General features: G+C 70.4%; 11 protein-coding genes. 5 read left to right on the forward strand and 6 right to left on the reverse strand.

All coding sequences use genetic code 11. The annotated features are described in order from the left end of the window. Positions 1 to 119: 119 nt before the first annotated feature. The gene (locus BLT28_RS16925; protein WP_030430332.1) at positions 120 to 932 is read right to left on the reverse strand and encodes an SAM-dependent methyltransferase; all 813 of its coding nucleotides are present in this window, start codon (positions 930 to 932) and stop codon (positions 120 to 122) included. A 109-nt stretch (positions 933 to 1,041) separates the two neighbouring features. Between BLT28_RS16925 and BLT28_RS16930 the strand changes: the two genes are divergently transcribed. The 3 genes from BLT28_RS16930 to BLT28_RS16940 all read left to right on the forward strand — a co-directional run bounded on the left by BLT28_RS16930 (position 1,042) and on the right by BLT28_RS16940 (position 4,142). Continuing rightward, the gene (locus BLT28_RS16930; RefSeq protein ID WP_030430333.1) at positions 1,042 to 2,388 is read left to right on the forward strand and encodes a cytochrome P450; all 1,347 of its coding nucleotides are present in this window, start codon (positions 1,042 to 1,044) and stop codon (positions 2,386 to 2,388) included. A gap of 57 nt (positions 2,389 to 2,445) precedes the next feature. Beyond that, positions 2,446 to 3,507 (forward strand): alpha/beta hydrolase, encoded by a 1,062-nt coding sequence (locus tag BLT28_RS16935; protein ID WP_043812050.1) that lies wholly within the window; start codon positions 2,446 to 2,448, stop codon positions 3,505 to 3,507. A 131-nt stretch (positions 3,508 to 3,638) separates the two neighbouring features. Continuing rightward, positions 3,639 to 4,142: a hypothetical protein gene (locus BLT28_RS16940; protein ID WP_197684040.1), complete on the forward strand. Its 504-nt coding sequence runs from the start codon at positions 3,639 to 3,641 to the stop codon at positions 4,140 to 4,142. A 589-nt stretch (positions 4,143 to 4,731) separates the two neighbouring features. Here the strand turns inward: BLT28_RS16940 and BLT28_RS16945 are convergent. After that, the gene (locus BLT28_RS16945) at positions 4,732 to 6,300 is read right to left on the reverse strand and encodes a phospholipase D-like domain-containing protein (RefSeq protein ID WP_063766599.1); all 1,569 of its coding nucleotides are present in this window, start codon (positions 6,298 to 6,300) and stop codon (positions 4,732 to 4,734) included. A gap of 254 nt (positions 6,301 to 6,554) precedes the next feature. Here BLT28_RS16945 and BLT28_RS16950 point away from each other — a divergent pair, with 254 nt between their 5' ends. Continuing rightward, a complete protein-coding gene (locus tag BLT28_RS16950; RefSeq protein ID WP_030430337.1) occupies positions 6,555 to 7,718 on the forward strand; it encodes a type VII secretion protein EccE in 1,164 nt (387 codons plus the stop codon). On the opposite strand, the gene BLT28_RS16955 is transcribed toward BLT28_RS16950, so the two are convergent. Continuing rightward, positions 7,682 to 8,200: a hypothetical protein gene (locus BLT28_RS16955; RefSeq protein ID WP_156051069.1), complete on the reverse strand. Its 519-nt coding sequence runs from the start codon at positions 8,198 to 8,200 to the stop codon at positions 7,682 to 7,684. The genes BLT28_RS16950 and BLT28_RS16955 overlap by 37 nt on opposite strands. A 33-nt stretch (positions 8,201 to 8,233) precedes the next feature. Between BLT28_RS16955 and BLT28_RS16960 the strand changes: the two genes are divergently transcribed. Next, complete coding sequence (locus BLT28_RS16960; protein ID WP_156051071.1) at positions 8,234 to 9,136, forward strand: hypothetical protein; 903 nt, start codon at positions 8,234 to 8,236, stop codon at positions 9,134 to 9,136. Between the two features lie 57 nt (positions 9,137 to 9,193). Here the strand turns inward: BLT28_RS16960 and BLT28_RS16965 are convergent, their stop codons facing one another. The 3 genes from BLT28_RS16965 to BLT28_RS16975 form a co-directional block, all read right to left on the reverse strand. Further along, a complete protein-coding gene (locus BLT28_RS16965) occupies positions 9,194 to 10,198 on the reverse strand; it encodes a hypothetical protein (protein WP_030430340.1) in 1,005 nt (334 codons plus the stop codon). A 51-nt stretch (positions 10,199 to 10,249) separates the two neighbouring features. Further along, positions 10,250 to 12,268 (reverse strand): hypothetical protein, encoded by a 2,019-nt coding sequence (locus tag BLT28_RS16970; protein WP_030430341.1) that lies wholly within the window; start codon positions 12,266 to 12,268, stop codon positions 10,250 to 10,252. Positions 12,269 to 12,420: 152 nt separating this feature from the next. Further along, positions 12,421 to 16,395, reverse strand: coding sequence for a type VII secretion protein EccC (locus BLT28_RS16975; protein WP_030430342.1), 3,975 nt, complete (start codon positions 16,393 to 16,395; stop codon positions 12,421 to 12,423). Positions 16,396 to 16,514: the final 119 nt, after the last annotated feature.

The following is a 16,514-nucleotide window of genomic DNA, read 5'->3' on the forward strand; positions in this document are numbered from 1 at the left end:
ACCCCGACATCCCCCCGCGCCCCCGTCGCACCCCCGCCGTCCCACCCGTGCTTACGCACCGAATGAGTCATTGAGGTACTTCAACGCACCGAATGACTCATTCGGTGCGTAAGGGCACGTCAGGGTTTGCGGCCGACTCCCGCGTACGGCAGCGCGTTGATCTCCGGGTTGTCGGTGACGTCGCCCGCCCCCTCCGGCCGCCACAGCGCGCAGCCGACCAGGCCCGGCTCCACCAGCTCGAAGCCCTCGAAGAACCGGATCACGCCGTCGTGGTCGCGGACGTAGGGCAGGTTCTGGCTGGACTTGTACACCTCGACGGCCTCGTTCAGGCGCGAGGCACCGGAGTCGCCCGCCACGTGCGAGAGCGCGAGGAAGCTGCCGGGGGCGAGGCGGTCGCGGTAGCGCGCGAGGATGCCGACCGGGTCCCAGGAATCCGGCACGAAGTGCAGCAGCAGCAACATCATCAGCCCGACCGGCTGGTCGAAGTCGATCTGCTCGCGAACCTCCGGAGAGCCCAGGATCCCTTCCACGTCACGGAGATCGGCCTGGACCACACCCGTGCGGGGGTTGTCCTCAAGCAGCAGCCGCGCGTGCGCGACGGCCACCGGGTCCTTGTCGACGTAGACCACGCGGCAGTCCGGCTGCACGGCCTGGACGATCTCGTGCAGGTTGCCGACGGTCGGGATGCCCGAGCCGACGTCGAGGAACTGGCGCACCCCGGACTCGACCATGAACAACGCCGCGCGCCGCAGGAACGCGCGGTTGAGCCGGGTGGCGTCGCGGATGCCGGGCATGATCGCGAGGATCTTCTCGGCCAGCTCGCGGTCGGCGGAGAAGTTGTGCCCGCCGCCCAGCCAGTAGTCGTAGACCCGGGCGGGGCTGGGCACGGACGGGTCGACCTCGGGCGGAACCCAGCTCAGGCTGCCGGTCACCGGTTCACCTCGACATCCGATCGTGTGGATGTTCCCGCGAGATCATCGCGGGCCACGTGGAACACTACCTAGTGTGACCGCTCGACACGATCCCGGTGAAGGCGGTGGCATGGGCACAGCCCCAGTGGTTCCCGGTCGGTTACCCCTCCTCGGCCACACGGTGCCGATGCTGCGCGGGCCGGTGCGCTTCCTGGCCTCCCTGCGCGAGCACGGCGAGATCGTCCGGATCTTCCTCGGTCCGCTGCCGGTCTACCTGGTCACCACGCCGGAACTGGCGTGGCAGGTGCTCGCCGGTGAGGCGGACAAGTTCGACAAGGGCATCGTCTTCGACAAGATGCGCCCGCTCTTCGGCGACGGACTGGCCACCTCCAACGGCGCGTTCAACCAGCGGCAGCGGCGGATGGTGCTGCCCGCCTTCGGCCGCGCCAGGATCGAGGGCTACACCGAGTCCACGATCACCGCGCTGGCCGCGGAGCTGTCCGCGAGCTGGCGCCCGGGCCAGGTCGTCGAGGTGGACCAGCGGATGCAGGACCTGGCGCTGGGCATCGCGGGCCGGACCCTGTTCTCCACCGAGCTGGGCGAGGACGTGCTCGCCGAGATCCGCCGGTCCATCCCGATCATGCTGGAGAACGTGCTGGTGCGGGCGTTCTCCCCGCGCCTGGTGGAGAAACTGCCGATCCCGGCCAACCGCCGCTTCGATGCCGCCGCGGCCCGCCTGCGCACCGCGATCCCCGCGGCGATCGAGGCCGCGCGGGCCGACGGGACCGACCACGGAGACCTGCTCTCCACGCTGCTGCTGGCCACGGACCCCGAGACCGGCGAGTCGATGACCGACGAGCAGGTGCACGACGAGGTGATCACGATCCTCACCACGGGGGCCGAGACCACCGCGGTCGCGCTCGCCTGGTTCTTCCACGAGATCGCGCGGCAACCGGAGATCGAGCGCCGCTTCCACGCCGAGATCGACGAGGTGCTCGGCGGGAACCCGGTCACCTTCGCCGACCTGCCGAAGCTGGAGTACACGCAGCGGATCATCAACGAGGTCCTGCGCCGCACCCCGCCGGTGATCCTGATGCGCCGCACCCGCGAGGACGTGGAGATCGGCGGAGTGCCCATCCCGAAGGGCACCGAGGTCGCGGTCAGCCAGCACACCTTGCACCGGAACCCGGAGTTCTACCCCGATCCGGAGCGCTTCGACCCGGACCGCTGGCTTCCGGAGCGGGTGGCCCAGCTGCCCAGGGGCGCCTACATCCCGTTCGGCGCGGGCGCCCGGTTCTGCCCCGGCCACTTCTTCGCCCAGACCGAGATCGCCGTCGTCGCGGCCACCATCGGCGCGCGCTGGCGGCTCGTCCCGGTACCGGGAAAACGCGTCTACGCCAAGGTGAAAGCCACGATGCAGCCCAACCAGCTGCCGATGACCGCCATTCCCAGGGATCACCTGAACGTGACTCCTTGATCACGAACGGTACTGTCTCCTCCCCCGGCGCTTAGGCGATCTTGGAAGGTTGTCCCCGTGCGACTGCTGCCGAAACTCACCTCCTCGCTACTCGCGTGCGGCCTGCTGATGGCGGGAGCGGCCGCCCCGCCCGCTTTCGCTGCCGCCCTCACCTGCTCCGAGGTGACCCTCCCGGTGACAGCGCCTGGGTTGATTCCCTTGCTGAGCCCGGGAATGCCCGCTGTCCTGCGCGGCCAGTACTGCGCGCCGAACGGGGCCGCGCCGAAGACGGTGCAGCTGCTGGTGCACGGCGGCACGTACAACCGCGCGTACTGGGATCTGCCCTACCAGCCGGAGAAGTACTCCTACCAACGCGACATGGCCAAGCACGGCTACGCCAGCTTCGCCGTCGACCGGCTCGGTGCCGGGCGCAGCAGCAAGCCGCTGAGCATCCCGATGATGATCGACGCGGAGGCGTTGGCGCTGCACGAGGTCGTCGGCCACCTGCGCGCGGGCCGGGTCGGTGGGACCGCGTTCAGCAAGGTGATCATGATCGGCCACTCCGTGGGGTCGGGCATCGTGTCCTACGCCGCGGCGAAGTACAAGGGCGACGTGGACGGGGTCGGCCTCACCGGCATCACCCACCTGCCCGCCGTTCCGGTGCTCGGCGTCGGCGCCGGGCTCGGACTGCACCCGACGCTGCTGGATCCGTTGCTGGGCAACAGGGGCAGCGATCCGCTGTGGTTCGCCACCCGGCCAGGGGCGCGCGGCCCGCTGTTCTACTCCGACAACGCCGACCCGAAGGTGATCGCCGCCGACGAGGCCACCAAGGACCAGGTCTCCGTGCCCGGCATGGGCACCGTCGCGGTCTTCGGCATCATCCTGCCCGTCACCCTCGGCATCGACGTCCCGGTCTTCCAGGCGGTCGGCGAGAAGGACATCCTGTTCTGCGGCCCGCTCGCGCTGCGCGACTGCTCCAGCGCGCGGACGCTGCGCCCGCAGGAGGCCCCGTACTACAACGCCAAGGCGAAGCTGGACCTCTACGTCCTGCCGAAGGCGGGCCACTCCCTCGGCCTGCACTACAACGCCGACGCCTACCGCGACGCCACCCGCGCGTGGTTGCAGCAGTTCGGCGCCTGAGCACCACGTTCGCAGCACCATCGCCGTAACAATTCGAAGAACGCTCGACCGGGCAACACTTCGAGGAGCCGCTAACAACGGGATTCGCGCCGTCGATCACCAATTCGACGTCGCGAACCCCGGAGGCCCACATGTACGACCACAGCGGCGAGCAGGCTTCTTTTCCTTATCCCCCAGCGAAAAGGAACCGTCCTGGCGCGCTCTTCGGAATCGTCGGATTCGCCGCAGGAGCCCTGCTCGTCGGAACCGTCTGGGCGGTTTCAGCCAACGCGACGATGGCGAAGGCCGAGGAGACCTTCACACTTCGAGGAACGATGACGCTCACCGCGAGCGGTTCCACCCGGCTGTCGGGGACCAGCTGCGCGGGAACCGGCGGTTACAGCGACATCCGAGAAGGCGCGAGCGTCACGGTCTACGACCCGCAGGGCGCGGTGATCGCCATCGGCCAGCTCGATTCGTCGTACTCCAGCGCGACCAGCACCTACACCCAGCCCTGCACGTTCTCCTTCGCGGTGAGCAACGTCCCCGGCCAGCACCGCTTCTACCAGGTGGAGGTCAGCCGCCGGGGCAAGGTGACCAGTGAACGGGACGCCGCGAAATCCGGTTCCGTGTCGCTCTCCCTCGGCATGAAGTGAGCGCAACGCCCCGAACAGACCCACTTCCCGGCATTCGCCCTATTCCCTGACTACGGATTACGACCTCCTCTCCACCGAAGCAGACATGGCAGGGGAACGGAAGTCACAACAGCCAATGCGCGGAAACTCAGAGGCATTTCTGCGGTTGCGGTGGCTGCGGCGGATCTCAACACGGCTGGTCGGGCTGGGTCGCTCTCGCCGAGAATCCGGCGGAACGGCGGAACCGCCGCGCGCGAGCGGAAGCGACGTGGGCGAACAATGCGGACTCGAAGCGCGGCACCATGGCTGGCCGGGAGGCGGGTGTGGATCTCGACCGGCTGGACATCGCGGACTGGATGGCGAATCAGAACGCTCACGAACCCGAGGTCACCATCCCCGCCGCGCGCTCTGACCACGCACCGACACCTAGCACCCAGGTGACCGCGTTCGCCGAGACGATCGCCGTGCAGGTGTGGCAGCATCTCGATCCGCAGCTCGGGAAGACACTGGCCTTCCATGTCTGGTGCGACCTCTTCGTGGGACTGGTCCAGGCGACCGAGGCGTGCTCGAAGATCCTCGCCGAAACCCAGGACGCGGTGCGGCGGCACATTCACGACGCGCTGTTCGGTTCGTCCATGCAGAGCCGACGGGACTCTTTGACCGAGCGCGCGGCCGACCCCTTGGTGGACGGGGCCAGCGCCGCCTTGCTCGCGGCGATGACCGGCCACGTACCCGTGCTGAGGCTCGTCACGAGCGAGGAAGCGGTCCGGGCCCTGCGCATCCTCGCCGTGTTCACCTGCCCCGTGCCCGCGCGACACAAGGAGGTCCGCGTGCACGCGCTGACCCGCTTGGCGAGGACGCGCGGGAGATCCTGACGCCGGAAGTCAAGCAGCGCCTGGAAAAGCTGTTCAAGGACGGGCTCGACGGCTGAAACTGAGGCGCGGCTCCGGCAGGTGTCGCGGATCTTCCAGAAGTTGCGCAGGTACTCGTCGTGCACGGCGCGGCCGGTGATGCGCAGCAGGATCTCGTCGGCCTGCCGCAGCGCCGACCACGCGTAGTTGTGGCTGCCGGTGTAGACGCGCGGAGTGGTGTCCTTGTCGTACTCGCCGTCGATGAGCAGCGTCTTGGAGTGCACCTGGAGGTCGCGCTTGCCGGGCGTGCCGTCGAAGTCGCACTTGGTCAGCTGGGCCTTGGCGCCCTTGAAAGCGTCGAGCACCTCCTTGCCCGCGTAGACGACGTCCACCCAGCAGCCCTTGCGGCTGAGCTCGGCGAGCTTCGCGGCGACGGGGTCACGGTTGAAGGCGAGCATCACCACGCGCAGGTCCGTCTGGTGCCACGAGCCGTCTGGCTCCTGGTAGCGGCAGCTGGGGTCGACGGAGTGCAGGGTGTTGTAGACCGTGTCGGTGGCGGGGTCGGCGTACGGCTGGCCCGCGCGCTCCTTGCGCGGGGAGAAGAACGCCCGGAACTGCGAGCCGCTGCCGGTGTCGGTGTAGTAGTCGTTGTCGCCAGCGGCGGTGCGCCGGTAGCGGACGAGATCGGCGAAGTAGGTCCGGAAGGCCTTGTGCGCCTCGGCATCGGTCAGGGTGAACATGTCGTTGTAGGCCTCGACGGCGTCCCAGTCACCGACGTTGGACGAGCCGGTGAACACCACGTTGGGCACGATCGTGCCGTTGTTCATCCGCACCTTGGAGAACGCGGCGAACTTGGTGTGGTTGTAGCCGTTGCTCCAGCTGGAGACCCGCGTGGCGATGCACCCGCGGTCCGGCCCCTTCGGGAACTTGTCCTTGCACGTCACCACGAAGCTGGGCTTGGCGTCGTCGGTGCCGAGCGCGGCCTTGAGCTGGGCGTGCGCATGGTTGCCCGCCTGCCCGTGGTCCAGGACGACCTTCACGCTCACCCCGCGCGCGTGCGCGGCGAGCAGGTGCGCGGTCGGGTCGGACTCGTGCTTGAGCACCTCGAAGCCGAACCACGACAGCACGATCTCCTCACCGGCGGGCACCCGGTCGAGGAGCCGGGCGAACTGGGTGGAGTTCGCGTACTGAGCCTCGGGAGCACCCCACGAATCGTTGAACACCGGCCGGTTCACCACCGGATCGGGCTCGGCGGAGGCCATCGCGCCGGGAACGGGTGAGAGCGCCGCCGTCGGCGCGGTCACCAAGGCCAGGAGCACTGCGCGCATCCCGTCCTCCGTCCTCAATGGACTGCTGCGGGGTTGAGAACCGGACGGGCACGGTAGACGATCATTGCGCGCGCCACCCGAGAGAGTGAACATTATTCACATCCAACCCGCGGACGTGAGGAAAAGACAATTTCTTCAAGGTTGGATGTCGGTCATGTCCCGGACGGTCGCATCCGGGAGGATGCGTGAGACCGGTGACACAGGCCCGCGGTGAATCGAGGGATACCGTTGGCTGTGGAAAGGAACTGCGAGTGATGACGAGCCAGTCTCCGCCGTCCGACCTGCGGGCGAAGGGCACGGCAACGCGGCGGCGCGGGCGTTCGGGGGCGTGGTTTCGCCCCAGGAGGCAACCAGGCCGGCTCGGAGGTTTCGGCCTGGCCCGACTGATCGCGCTCCAGGTGGTGCTGCTGGCACTGGCCTTCGGGGTGTTCCAGGGCATGTGGGCGCTCATCGCCTCGTGCGTGCTGGGCCTCATCGCACTCGCCCTGATCTTCGGCAGGTCGCAGGGGCGCTGGTGGACCGAGAGCATCGCGCTGTGGATGCGCTTCCGCCGCCGCAAGGGCGCCTCCGGCGAAGTCCGCGAGGACCCGAGGCTGGCCGCGCTCAGCGAACTGGCGCCGACCCTGGTGGTCGACGACGTCGACGGGCCCAACGACCGCAAGCTCGGCCTGGGCAGCGATGGAGCGGGCTGGTTCACCGTCATCGAGGTGGCCCCCTCCGACGGCAGCACGCCGACGCCGCCGGTCCCGCTCGCCAGTCTCGTCAAGATCGCCGCCGAGGCCGAGCAGGCCGGTGTGGTCACCCAGGTCGTCGCGCACAACGGCCCGATCGTCGGCCCGGGCAGGCGCGAGCACACCACCTGGGTCGCGGTGCGCCTGGACGCGCACGCGGCCGCCGAGTCCATGATCGACAACGCCGAGGGCAGGGTGGACGTGCCCGCCGTGCTCTCCGAGATCACCCGGCGGGTGGAGCGGGTGCTCCAGCGGCGCGGCCACGGCGCCCGCATCCTCACCGCCGACGAGGTCACCGAGGCGCTGGCCCGCTCCTGCGACCTGGTTCGTCCGGGCGGGCCCGAGCGCATCCGCGAGGAGTGGGACGGCTGGTACTCGCCGTGGCTGGCGCACCGGTCCTTCTGGGTCCGTTCCTGGCCCGACCCGGTCCGCGGCGTGGAACTGCTGGCCGCCCTCGCCGAACTGCCCGCACCGATGGTCAGCGTGGCCCTGTTGCTCGACCCGACGCCGGCGGGCGCGGACCTGCGCTGCCTGATCCGCGTCGCGGCCCCGCCTGACCGAGTCGAGCAGGCCTGCTCCTCGGTCCTGGACGTGGCTGCGCGGTGCGGCGCACGGCTGACACAATTGGACGGACAGCACGCACCGGCGGTCTACGCGTCGGCGCCGACCGGGGGAGGTGCACGATGAACGAGCCAGAGCAGCCGGACTCCCAGCCCCGCAACAACCCCCAGCGTCCGCCGGGGCCACCGCAGCAGCCGCCCCACCAGCAGCGCCCCCCGCAGAACGCCGGGCAACAGAACGGACCGAACCAGGGTCCGCCCCGGCACGGGCAGCCCGGACCGCGCCAGGGCCAGCCACTCGGCCAGCCGCAGGGTCCGAGGCACGGGCACCCGCCCACCCCGCACCAGGGCATGCCGCAGCAGAACCGTCCTCCACAGCCGGGTCCGCCCGGCCAGGGCGCGGTCCAGCAGCGTCCGCACCCCGGAGGGCCTGGTGGCCCTGGCGGGGCGCGTCCGGTGCTCGGCGGCCAGCACACGCACACGCCCCCCGGTGGGCAGGCGCTCCAGCGGCCGGCGCCGGGACCGCACCAGCAGCCAGCACCGGGCCAGCAGCGCCCGGGTGGCCCGGGCCCCGCGCCCCAGCACCAGCAGCGCCCCCAGCACCAGCAACAGGGCCAGCAGGGCCAGCCCCGCCCAGCGGCCATGCCGCCACCGGGTCAGATGGGCCAGGTCCTCGGCGGCCCGATGGCCTACACGGGCACCGCGGGAGCGAGCGACGCCGCGGCAGCGGCCCAGGCCGCGGCCACCGGGACCCTGCTCGCCCAGCCGCTGGCCGTCGGATCGAGTCCGCCACTGGCCCCGCCGACGCCGCCGACCACCGCCCCGGACAAGGGCGCGGTCAAGGACGAGGAGCCGTGGCAGTCCCGCAAGCACGGGGGCCTCGCCCCGCTGCGCATCGGCCACCACCACGCCACCGACGAGGAACTGGACCTGCTGCAGATCGCCGGGGACTCCTTCGGCCTGCGACTGGGCAGGGACCAGGCGGGCCAGCCGGTCGCGATCCCGCTGTTCCGGCCGGAGCAGACCGAGGCGCTGCTCGTCGGCGGTATGTGGGCGGCGCGGCTGCTGGCCTTCCGCGCCCTGCGCTTCGGCGCCCGAGTCGTGGTGTTCACCCGCCAGGCCGCGGGCTGGCCGGAGCTGGGCAACCTGGCGGTGGGGCGCGCCGACCGGCTGATGGTGCTGCCGCCAGGGTCACCGAGCGAGCTGAGCGCCTCGGCCGACAAGCCGCTGCTGTGCGTGCACGACGACCAGCCGCCCCCCGCGGAGGACCCCCTCCCGTGGCGGACCAGGCTGGCCGTGCTGCGCCAGCTCACCCCCGAGCGGGCCAGGCTGACCGCCGACTCGGACCTGGTGCTCTTGCAGCGGCTGGCGCCGTTCGAGGCGTCACTGGTGGCCACCGAGATGAGCCTCACCCCGGACACCACGCAGGAGCTCTCCCGGCTGCGCGATGACATGGTCGCGATGTTCATGGGTTCGACGCGCCAGTACGCGGCGCTGACCGTCACCGGCCAGGAACAGCGGCTGGGCCGCCCCGGCCGCTACTGAGCGGCGCAACGCGAAGGGGGCCGTCCACCGTGGACGGCCCCCTTCGTCGCGCGCGGTCTACATGCCCGCCAGTTTCCGGTTCTCGGCGGCCTCGGACTCGGCGAGTTCCTGCCAGTCCTGCGGCGTCGCCGGAACCGGCTGCTCACCGACCTCAAGCCGGTCGATCTGCTTGTCGGGATTGTCGCTCTTGGTCGTGTAAATGACCTTCTTCTGCGTGTTCGTCTCGTGATTGCGACTGGTCTCGACGTGGTCGGTCCGGCTGCTGATGACCTTGCCGCTGGCATCACGCTGTTCGACGATGGTCCGCTCGTGCGTCGTCTGCGGCCCGCTCTTCGGGCAGTCCGTCGTCGACGTCCGCGTGGTGACCGTGCTGCCCGCGGGCTTGTTGTCCTGGTAGAAGGTGGTCGTGGTCACGTTGCTGGTGCTGCTCATCGTGTACAGCGTGACGTCGTTCTTGTCCTTGACGATCTCGTCGACCTTGCCGTTGGTCTCGGTGACGACGCGCACGCCACCCGCCGAGGTCTTGTAGGTCGTGACGACCGAGCCGTCGGGCCTGCGCTCCTCGCTCAGCTTGACGTCCATCCCGGCGGTGCCGGTCGAGCCCTCCTGCTTCTTCTTGTAGAGCTCGTTGAGCGTGACCAGCTTGCCCTCGGGGAAGAGGTAGGCCGGGGCGTTGGGCGGCTGCTTGCCGCCGGGCTCCTGATAGACCCACTGGACGGCGCTGAGGCTGATGCCGTTGCCGCCGTCCCCGGACTCGTAGCAGTCGGCGAGGGTGTGGAAGGCGCTGCCGTCAGCCAGCAGCGACTTGTAAGCATCACCGCAGAACGCCTGCATGCTCGTCTGGTTGGCCGAGAGCAGCTCCTCCGCGGAGGTCCCGGCCTGCAGCCCGTTGGTGCTCACCGGGAACGAACCGGTGCTGGTGAACAGATCCATCATCGGACCGTTGGCGTCGGAGAGCAGATTGGCCGCGATGGTCGAGACGTTGGTGGCGAATCCACGGAGACCGGCCGGGTCGGCCTTGAGCTCCGCGCCGCCCTTGACCCAGTCCGGGGTGGTGTTCATCGAGGTCCTCCCAGGTTCCGGTCCCCGGGGACCGGTGCGCTGCTGCGGTTGCTACTTGGCACGGACGTCGGGTTTGGGTTCCGCGCGGTACTCCTGCTCGGTCCGCTTGTCCACGACCGGGCCACCGGGTGCGGTCTGCGGGGCCCACGCCTCCTCGGTGCTCTCCGCGACCTGCTTGCGGATCTCGCGCGCCACCTGGTCGGCGGAGCGCGGCGGGGCGGCGCGCCGGTCGAGGACGGCGGGCTGGGTGCCCAGAAGCGACTGGGGCACCGACGCCTCCTTCTCCCGCCTCGCGTCCACCGGGTCCTTCGCGGCCATGCGGCCCTCGAAGACCGCTTCCGCGATCGGCGGTGGCGGCGCACCGAACTCCGAGTTCTGACGCTCCAGCTCGCGACGCCGTTCCTTGCGCTCGCGCAGTCCGCGCTCGCGCGCCCGCATCTGCTCGGCGTGGGTCTTCGGCGCGGTACCGCGGTGCGGGTTGGCCAGCACCGGCGGCACCGAGTCCCCGCTCAGCGGCTGGGCATCCGGTTTGCCTGGCGTGGCGCGCCGGGCAGGCGCAGAGGGCTTGCGGTCACCGAGCACCGACGGCGAGGTGTTCGTCGGCGGCGCTTGGAACGCGTCGGCCACGTCGGGGTTGCGCTGCGTCGCCTGCTTGGGGGCACCGGGACGGTTGCGCTCAGTGGCACCCTGCGAGGGCGGCGGCGTCATCTGCTGCGGCGCCTGCATCCCGCCGCCGAGCCCCGGGGTGTCCTTGCGCTGCTTCTGCTGCGGCGCCTTGGTCTGGTTGGCCTGCGGCGCGGGCGGCGGGGTCATCTGTCCGCCGAGCGCGTTCTGGCCCAGCGTCGATCCGCCGAGCCCGGGCGGTGCTCCCGCGCCGCCCTTGAAGGCAGCCGGAGTGGGCGCGGCACCGGCGTTGAGGGACGGGTTGTTCCCGAGCACGCCCAGGCTGCGCCCGTTGATCGCGGGGGGAGCGCCCGGGTTGTTGATCACGCCGGGGGTCGGCGCGTTCAACCCACCGGGGGTCGGCGCGTTCAGCCGACCGGGCGCGGGCGGGGCACCGGCCGTGCGCAGCCCATCGGGCAGCGGCGGCGGGGCGACACCGGTCGGGACCGGCGGCGCCTTCGGGGCCACGGGCGGCGGAGCGACGGGCGGCGGCACCGTCGGCACGACCGGCGGCGGCGTGGGCGCGTTCCTCGGCGCGACGGGCGGCGGCGGAGGGGTGGGCGCGTTCTTCGGCGCGGGTGGAGCACCAGGTGCCGTGCCGGGCGCGGGCGGCCCGCCGCCCATGGTCGGCGGGAGCGGCGGCGCGGGCATGCCGAGCGCCTGCTGGTTGTAGACGGCGTTGGGCGGGGTGAGGATGGCCGACTGCGCGCTGGCCAACCGGCCGAGGTAGGGCGAGTACTCGTTCTCCATCCGCCGCACCAGGTCCCGGGCCTTGACGCTGTACTCGTCCTGGACCTCCTGCTTCGCCTGGGCCCGCTTCTGTTCGAGGGTGCCGGTGCCGAGGAACATGCCGCTGAGGTGGTCGCCGATGCTGGGCGAGGCCTCGCCGTGCTTGTCCTCGAACTCCTGGTAGAGCTGCGCCATCTCTTTCTGGTACTGCCGCATCACCGAGGCCAGCCCCTTGAGCGCCGAGGAGTTCTCGGTCGCCGCCTTGTGCCACGCGTCGAGGTAGGCGAGGTCCTTGCCCAGCTTCATGAAGGCCGCTTCCTTGGCGGCGGGTGACTCCCACTCGACGTTGAGCTTGTCGGCCTGCTGGCGCAGTTGGGTGGCGGTGTGCTGGAGGTTCTCGGCGACGTTGGTCCACAACCCGGCCCGGAGATCGGCGTTGCCGGGCTGCTCACCCATGACGATCTTCTGGATGGCCTTGATGTCCATCCCGGAGAGCTGGCCGGGATCGGTCGCGCGGGGCTGCGGCTTGGGCGCCTGCTCACCGGGCTTGAGCTGCTTGGCCTGCTCGCGCGCCAACCGGTCGGAGTAGGTGTCCGGGCTCGCCACCGGACCGATGAAGCCGGGCCGACGCGTCTGGTTGATCGTCCTCGGGTCGAAGCCGTAGTACTCGTCGCCCATGCGCTCTCACCACCTGGTGTTCGCCGTCGCCCCGCCGCCTGGAGGGATACTGCCGTTACTAGAGACGGTGCCAGTGTGCCGTTGGTTCCAGGCTGGCGGGACAACTGCCGACCAAAAGGATTCAGATTCCTTGTAGGAGCATGCTTCTTGATTCAGTCTTCCTGATCCGGCGGCAGGTAGCCCAGCTGGATCAGCTCGTTACCGTTGCGTGATGTGAGCCAGCCCCGTCCGGGTGGCAGGGGCTGTGCCTTGATGTTGCCCAGCAGCGGGCCCTCCTCGGGGCGCCCGGACATCAGGATTCCCGGCGAGGCCAGGTCCCTGATTCTGGCGACGACCGGGTCGTACATGGCCCGGGAGGCACCACCGGTGCGTCGGGTCACCACGATGTGCAGGCCGACGTCACGTCCCTGGGTGAGGAACTCCAGCAGCTGGACCAGCGGGTTCTGGTGCGAGCCCGCCGAGACCAGGTCGTAGTCGTCGACCAGGATGAACAGCTCGGGGCCGCTCCACCAGCTCCGCTTGCGCAGCTGCTCGGGGGTGACGTCGGAGCCGGGCAGCCGCTTGGTCATCACGCCCATGGTCAGCTGGACCATGTCACCGACGGCGGCCTGCGTGGTGGTGTAGGAGATGAGGTACTCCTCCGGAACCAGACCGAGCATGCTCCTGCGGAAGTCGACCAGGGCGATCTGGGCCTCCTTCGGCGAGTAGCGGGCCATGATGCCGGTGGCCAGCGCCCGCAGGAACGAGCTCTTGCCGGACTCCACGTCGCCGAAGAGCACCAGGTGCGGTTCGGCGGCGAAGTCCAGGTAGACCGGCTGCAGGTCACGCTCGGCGATGCCGATCGGCACGGCCTTGCGGCCCGGCTCCGCGGCGGGCAGCTCCTCGTAGGGCAGCAGCGCGGGCAGCAGCCGCACCACAGAGGCCTTCGGTCCCCGCCAGGCGCTGTTGACCGTCTCCACCAGGTTCTGCGTGCCCTGGGTGAGGTTCTCCGCGGTCTCCTTCGAGTCGATCCTCGGCACGCCGGCGAGGAAGTGCATCGCGTCCGGGGCCAGACCGCGGCCGGGCGACTGCTCCGGCACGGCGGAGGCCTGCCTGCGGCCGATGACCGAGTCGGTCGCGTCACCCATGCGCAGCTCCACCTTGGTGCCGAACATGTCGCGGATGTTCATCCGCAGGTCCATCCACCGGTTGCATGCCACGAGCAGGTGCACCCCGAAGGCCAGACCGCGGTTGACCAGCTCCGACAGCGCGGGCTCCAGGGTCTCGAACTCCGTGCGGATGGTCGCCCAGCCGTCGATGACCAGGAACAGGTCGCCGAAGCGGTCCTCGGGGAAGCGACCGGCGCGCAGCATCTGCCGGTAGGTGGCCATGCTGTCGATGCCCAGGTCGGCGAAGCGCTGCTCCCGCTCGGCGAGCAGGCTCTGCGCCTCGGCGACCGAGCGCCGCACCTGGTTGCCGTCCCGCCGTGTGGCGACACCGCTGACGTGGGCGAGCGAGCGCAGCGCGGTCAGACCGCCACCGCCGAAGTCCAGGCAGAGGAACTGCACCTCGCGCGGGGTGTGGGTGAGTGCGAGGCTGCAGATGATCGTGCGCAGCGCGGTGCTCTTGCCGCTGTGCGAGCCACCCGCGACGGCGATGTGACCACCGGCCCCCGCCAGCTCCAGCCAGTAGGTGTCGCGGCGCTGTTCCGCTGGCCGGTCGATGACGCCGACGATGGCGCGCAGCGCCCCGCGCGGCTCGAGCGCGGCGCAGGTCAGCCCGCGTTCGGGGTCCACGGTCAGCGGGCCGACGAGCTGGTCCAGCGTCGGCGGCGCGTCCAGCGGCGGCAGCCACACCTGGTGGGCGGGCCGCCCCTTGCCGGCGAGCCGGTCGACCAGCACGTCCAGCAGGGTCTCGCCGATCTCCTCGCTGGTGTCGGGCTTGGCCTGCTCCACCGGCTTGTCCGCCAGGCGGGGCCGCAGGTAGCGGGTCGAGTAGTCCTGCACCGGGTCGATCTCACGGCCCTCGTCGTCGACGAGCTTCTGGCCGCCCTTGTGGTGCACCCCGGAGACGTAGGCCGCGCGGAAGCGGACCAGGTCCTCGGTCCCGGTGCGCAGCAGGCCGTTGCCGGGTGCCCTCGGCAGCTGGTGCGCGTCCGGCACGCCGAGCACCGCGCGGCTCTCCATCGCGGAGAACGTGCGCAGACCGATGCGGTAGGACAGGTGCGAGTCCAGGCCGCGCAGCCTGCCCTCGTCCAGCCGCTGCGAGGCCAGCAGCAGGTGCACGCCCAGCGACCGGCCGACGCGGCCGATCTGGACGAACATCTCGATGAAGTCCGGCCGCGCGGTGAGCAGCTCGGAGAACTCGTCGACGATCACCAGCAGCGCGGGCAGCGGGTCGAGCGGGGCGCCCGCGGTGCGCGCCTTCTCGTAGTCGCGCTGGTTGGCGTAGTTGCCGGCCTTGCGCAGCAGTTCCTGCCTGCGCATCAGCTCGCCGCCGATCGCGTCGAGCATGCGGTCGACCAGGTGCAGCTCGTCTTCCAGGTTGGTGATCACCGCGCTGGTGTGCGGCAGCTTGTCCAGCTTGGCGAAGGTCGCGCCACCCTTGAAGTCGGTGAGCACGAAGTTGAGGATCTCCGGGTCGTGGGTGATCGCCAGCGCCAGCACCAGGGTGCGCAGCAGCTCCGACTTTCCGGAACCGGTCGCCCCGACCAGCAGGCCGTGCGGGCCCATGCCGTCCTGGGCAGACTCCTTGAGGTCGAGTTCCATCGGCCTGCCGTCGGCGTTGAGGCCGATCGGCACCCGCAACCGGTCGCGGTTGGACCTGGCCGCCCAGGTCTGCCCGACGTCGAGGTGGTAGGGATCGCCGAGCCCGAGCAGGTCGGTCAGCTCCAGCGAGGTGGACAGCGGCTGGTCGCCGCTGGCCAGCGCGGACAGCCGCATCGGAGCCAGCGTGCGGGCCAGGCCCAGCATCTCCTCGACGGAGAGCTCGTCGGCGGTGCCGATGGCCGCCTCGCCGTCCATCGTCCTGCTGCGCATCGCGCCGTCGGAGTCGATGTCCAGGACCAGGGTGGTCGAGTCCAGCACCCTGGGCGGGGTCTCGGAAAGGTTGAACACCGTCACCCCCTCGACACCGCCCTCGATCATCAGGTGCTCGGAGCTGGTCGTGGTGCCGCCGTCGACGAAGGCGACCAGCTGCGCGGAGCCCTCGATCGGCATCGCGCCGGGGTTGAACCGGGGCCGGTTGGCCAGCACGTCGTCGAGCATCGCCTCCAGCGCGGTGACCGCGGAGGCCACCAGCCGGATCTGGCCGACGGCGTCGGTCTTGCTGTCGTGCAGGGCGTGCGGCAGCCACTTCGCCCACTCCCACAGCGGCCGCTCCTCCTGTCGCGCGCAGACCGCGATCAGGATCTCGCCGGGCGCGTGGAAGGTGACCAGCTGCGCGACGACCGCCCTGGCGAAGGCGCGCTTGCGCTCTTCGTCACCGGTGACGTAGATGCGGGAGAACCCGCGCAGCGCCACCGCGATCGGCAGGTCGGGCACGGTGGAGTAGCGGTTGACGAACTTGCTCAGCGCCATCGCCGACATGGGTTCGAGCTCGTCGACCGGCTTGGTCTCCGGCGGCACCAACGGGGTGGCCAGCGCCTGGCTGCCGAGACCGATCCGGACGACGGAGAAGTCCCACTCGTGCGGCCTGCGCTCCCACAGCCGCGCGCTCTGCGCGGTCGACCACAGCCGGTCGGGGTTGGGGTGGCGGTAGAACATCGCCAGCCGCTGCCGCTCGATCGTGTCGCGCACCTGGGCGCGCTGCTTGCTGAGCTTGCGCATGTAGGAGCGGCGGTTCTGCGCCATCTCCTGCTTGCTCGCGCCCTGCCCCTGCTGGCTCAGGATCTGGTACAGCACCATGCCCAGCGCCGCGGTGCCGTAAAGGCCACCGGCGACGTACATGAGAGGCCCTCGGTTTCCGCCCGCGCCAATCAACAGGGCCATACCGGCCGTACCGGCCAGCATGGGCAGGATCATCATGGCGCGACCCCAGCCCTTGCCGCCGGGGGGCGGGTTCTCCGGTGGCGGCTCGAGAACCACCTCACCCGAGGGGAGCTCGGGCGCCGCCCGGCGCTCCGGCCTCCTGACGATGATCGTTGCCAAAACCTGAACCTTCTCCCGAAAATCCTGGTGCTGAAACGGCCGCAGTATTGATGGGGCAAACTACCCCGGTGATTGTCTGTGCTGCCCGCCCCCGCGAATCACGCTCTCATTGTGCCCGG

Origin of the sequence: Allokutzneria albata, from assembly GCF_900103775.1 — a bacterium.
Lineage (GTDB): Bacteria > Actinomycetota > Actinomycetes > Mycobacteriales > Pseudonocardiaceae > Allokutzneria > Allokutzneria albata.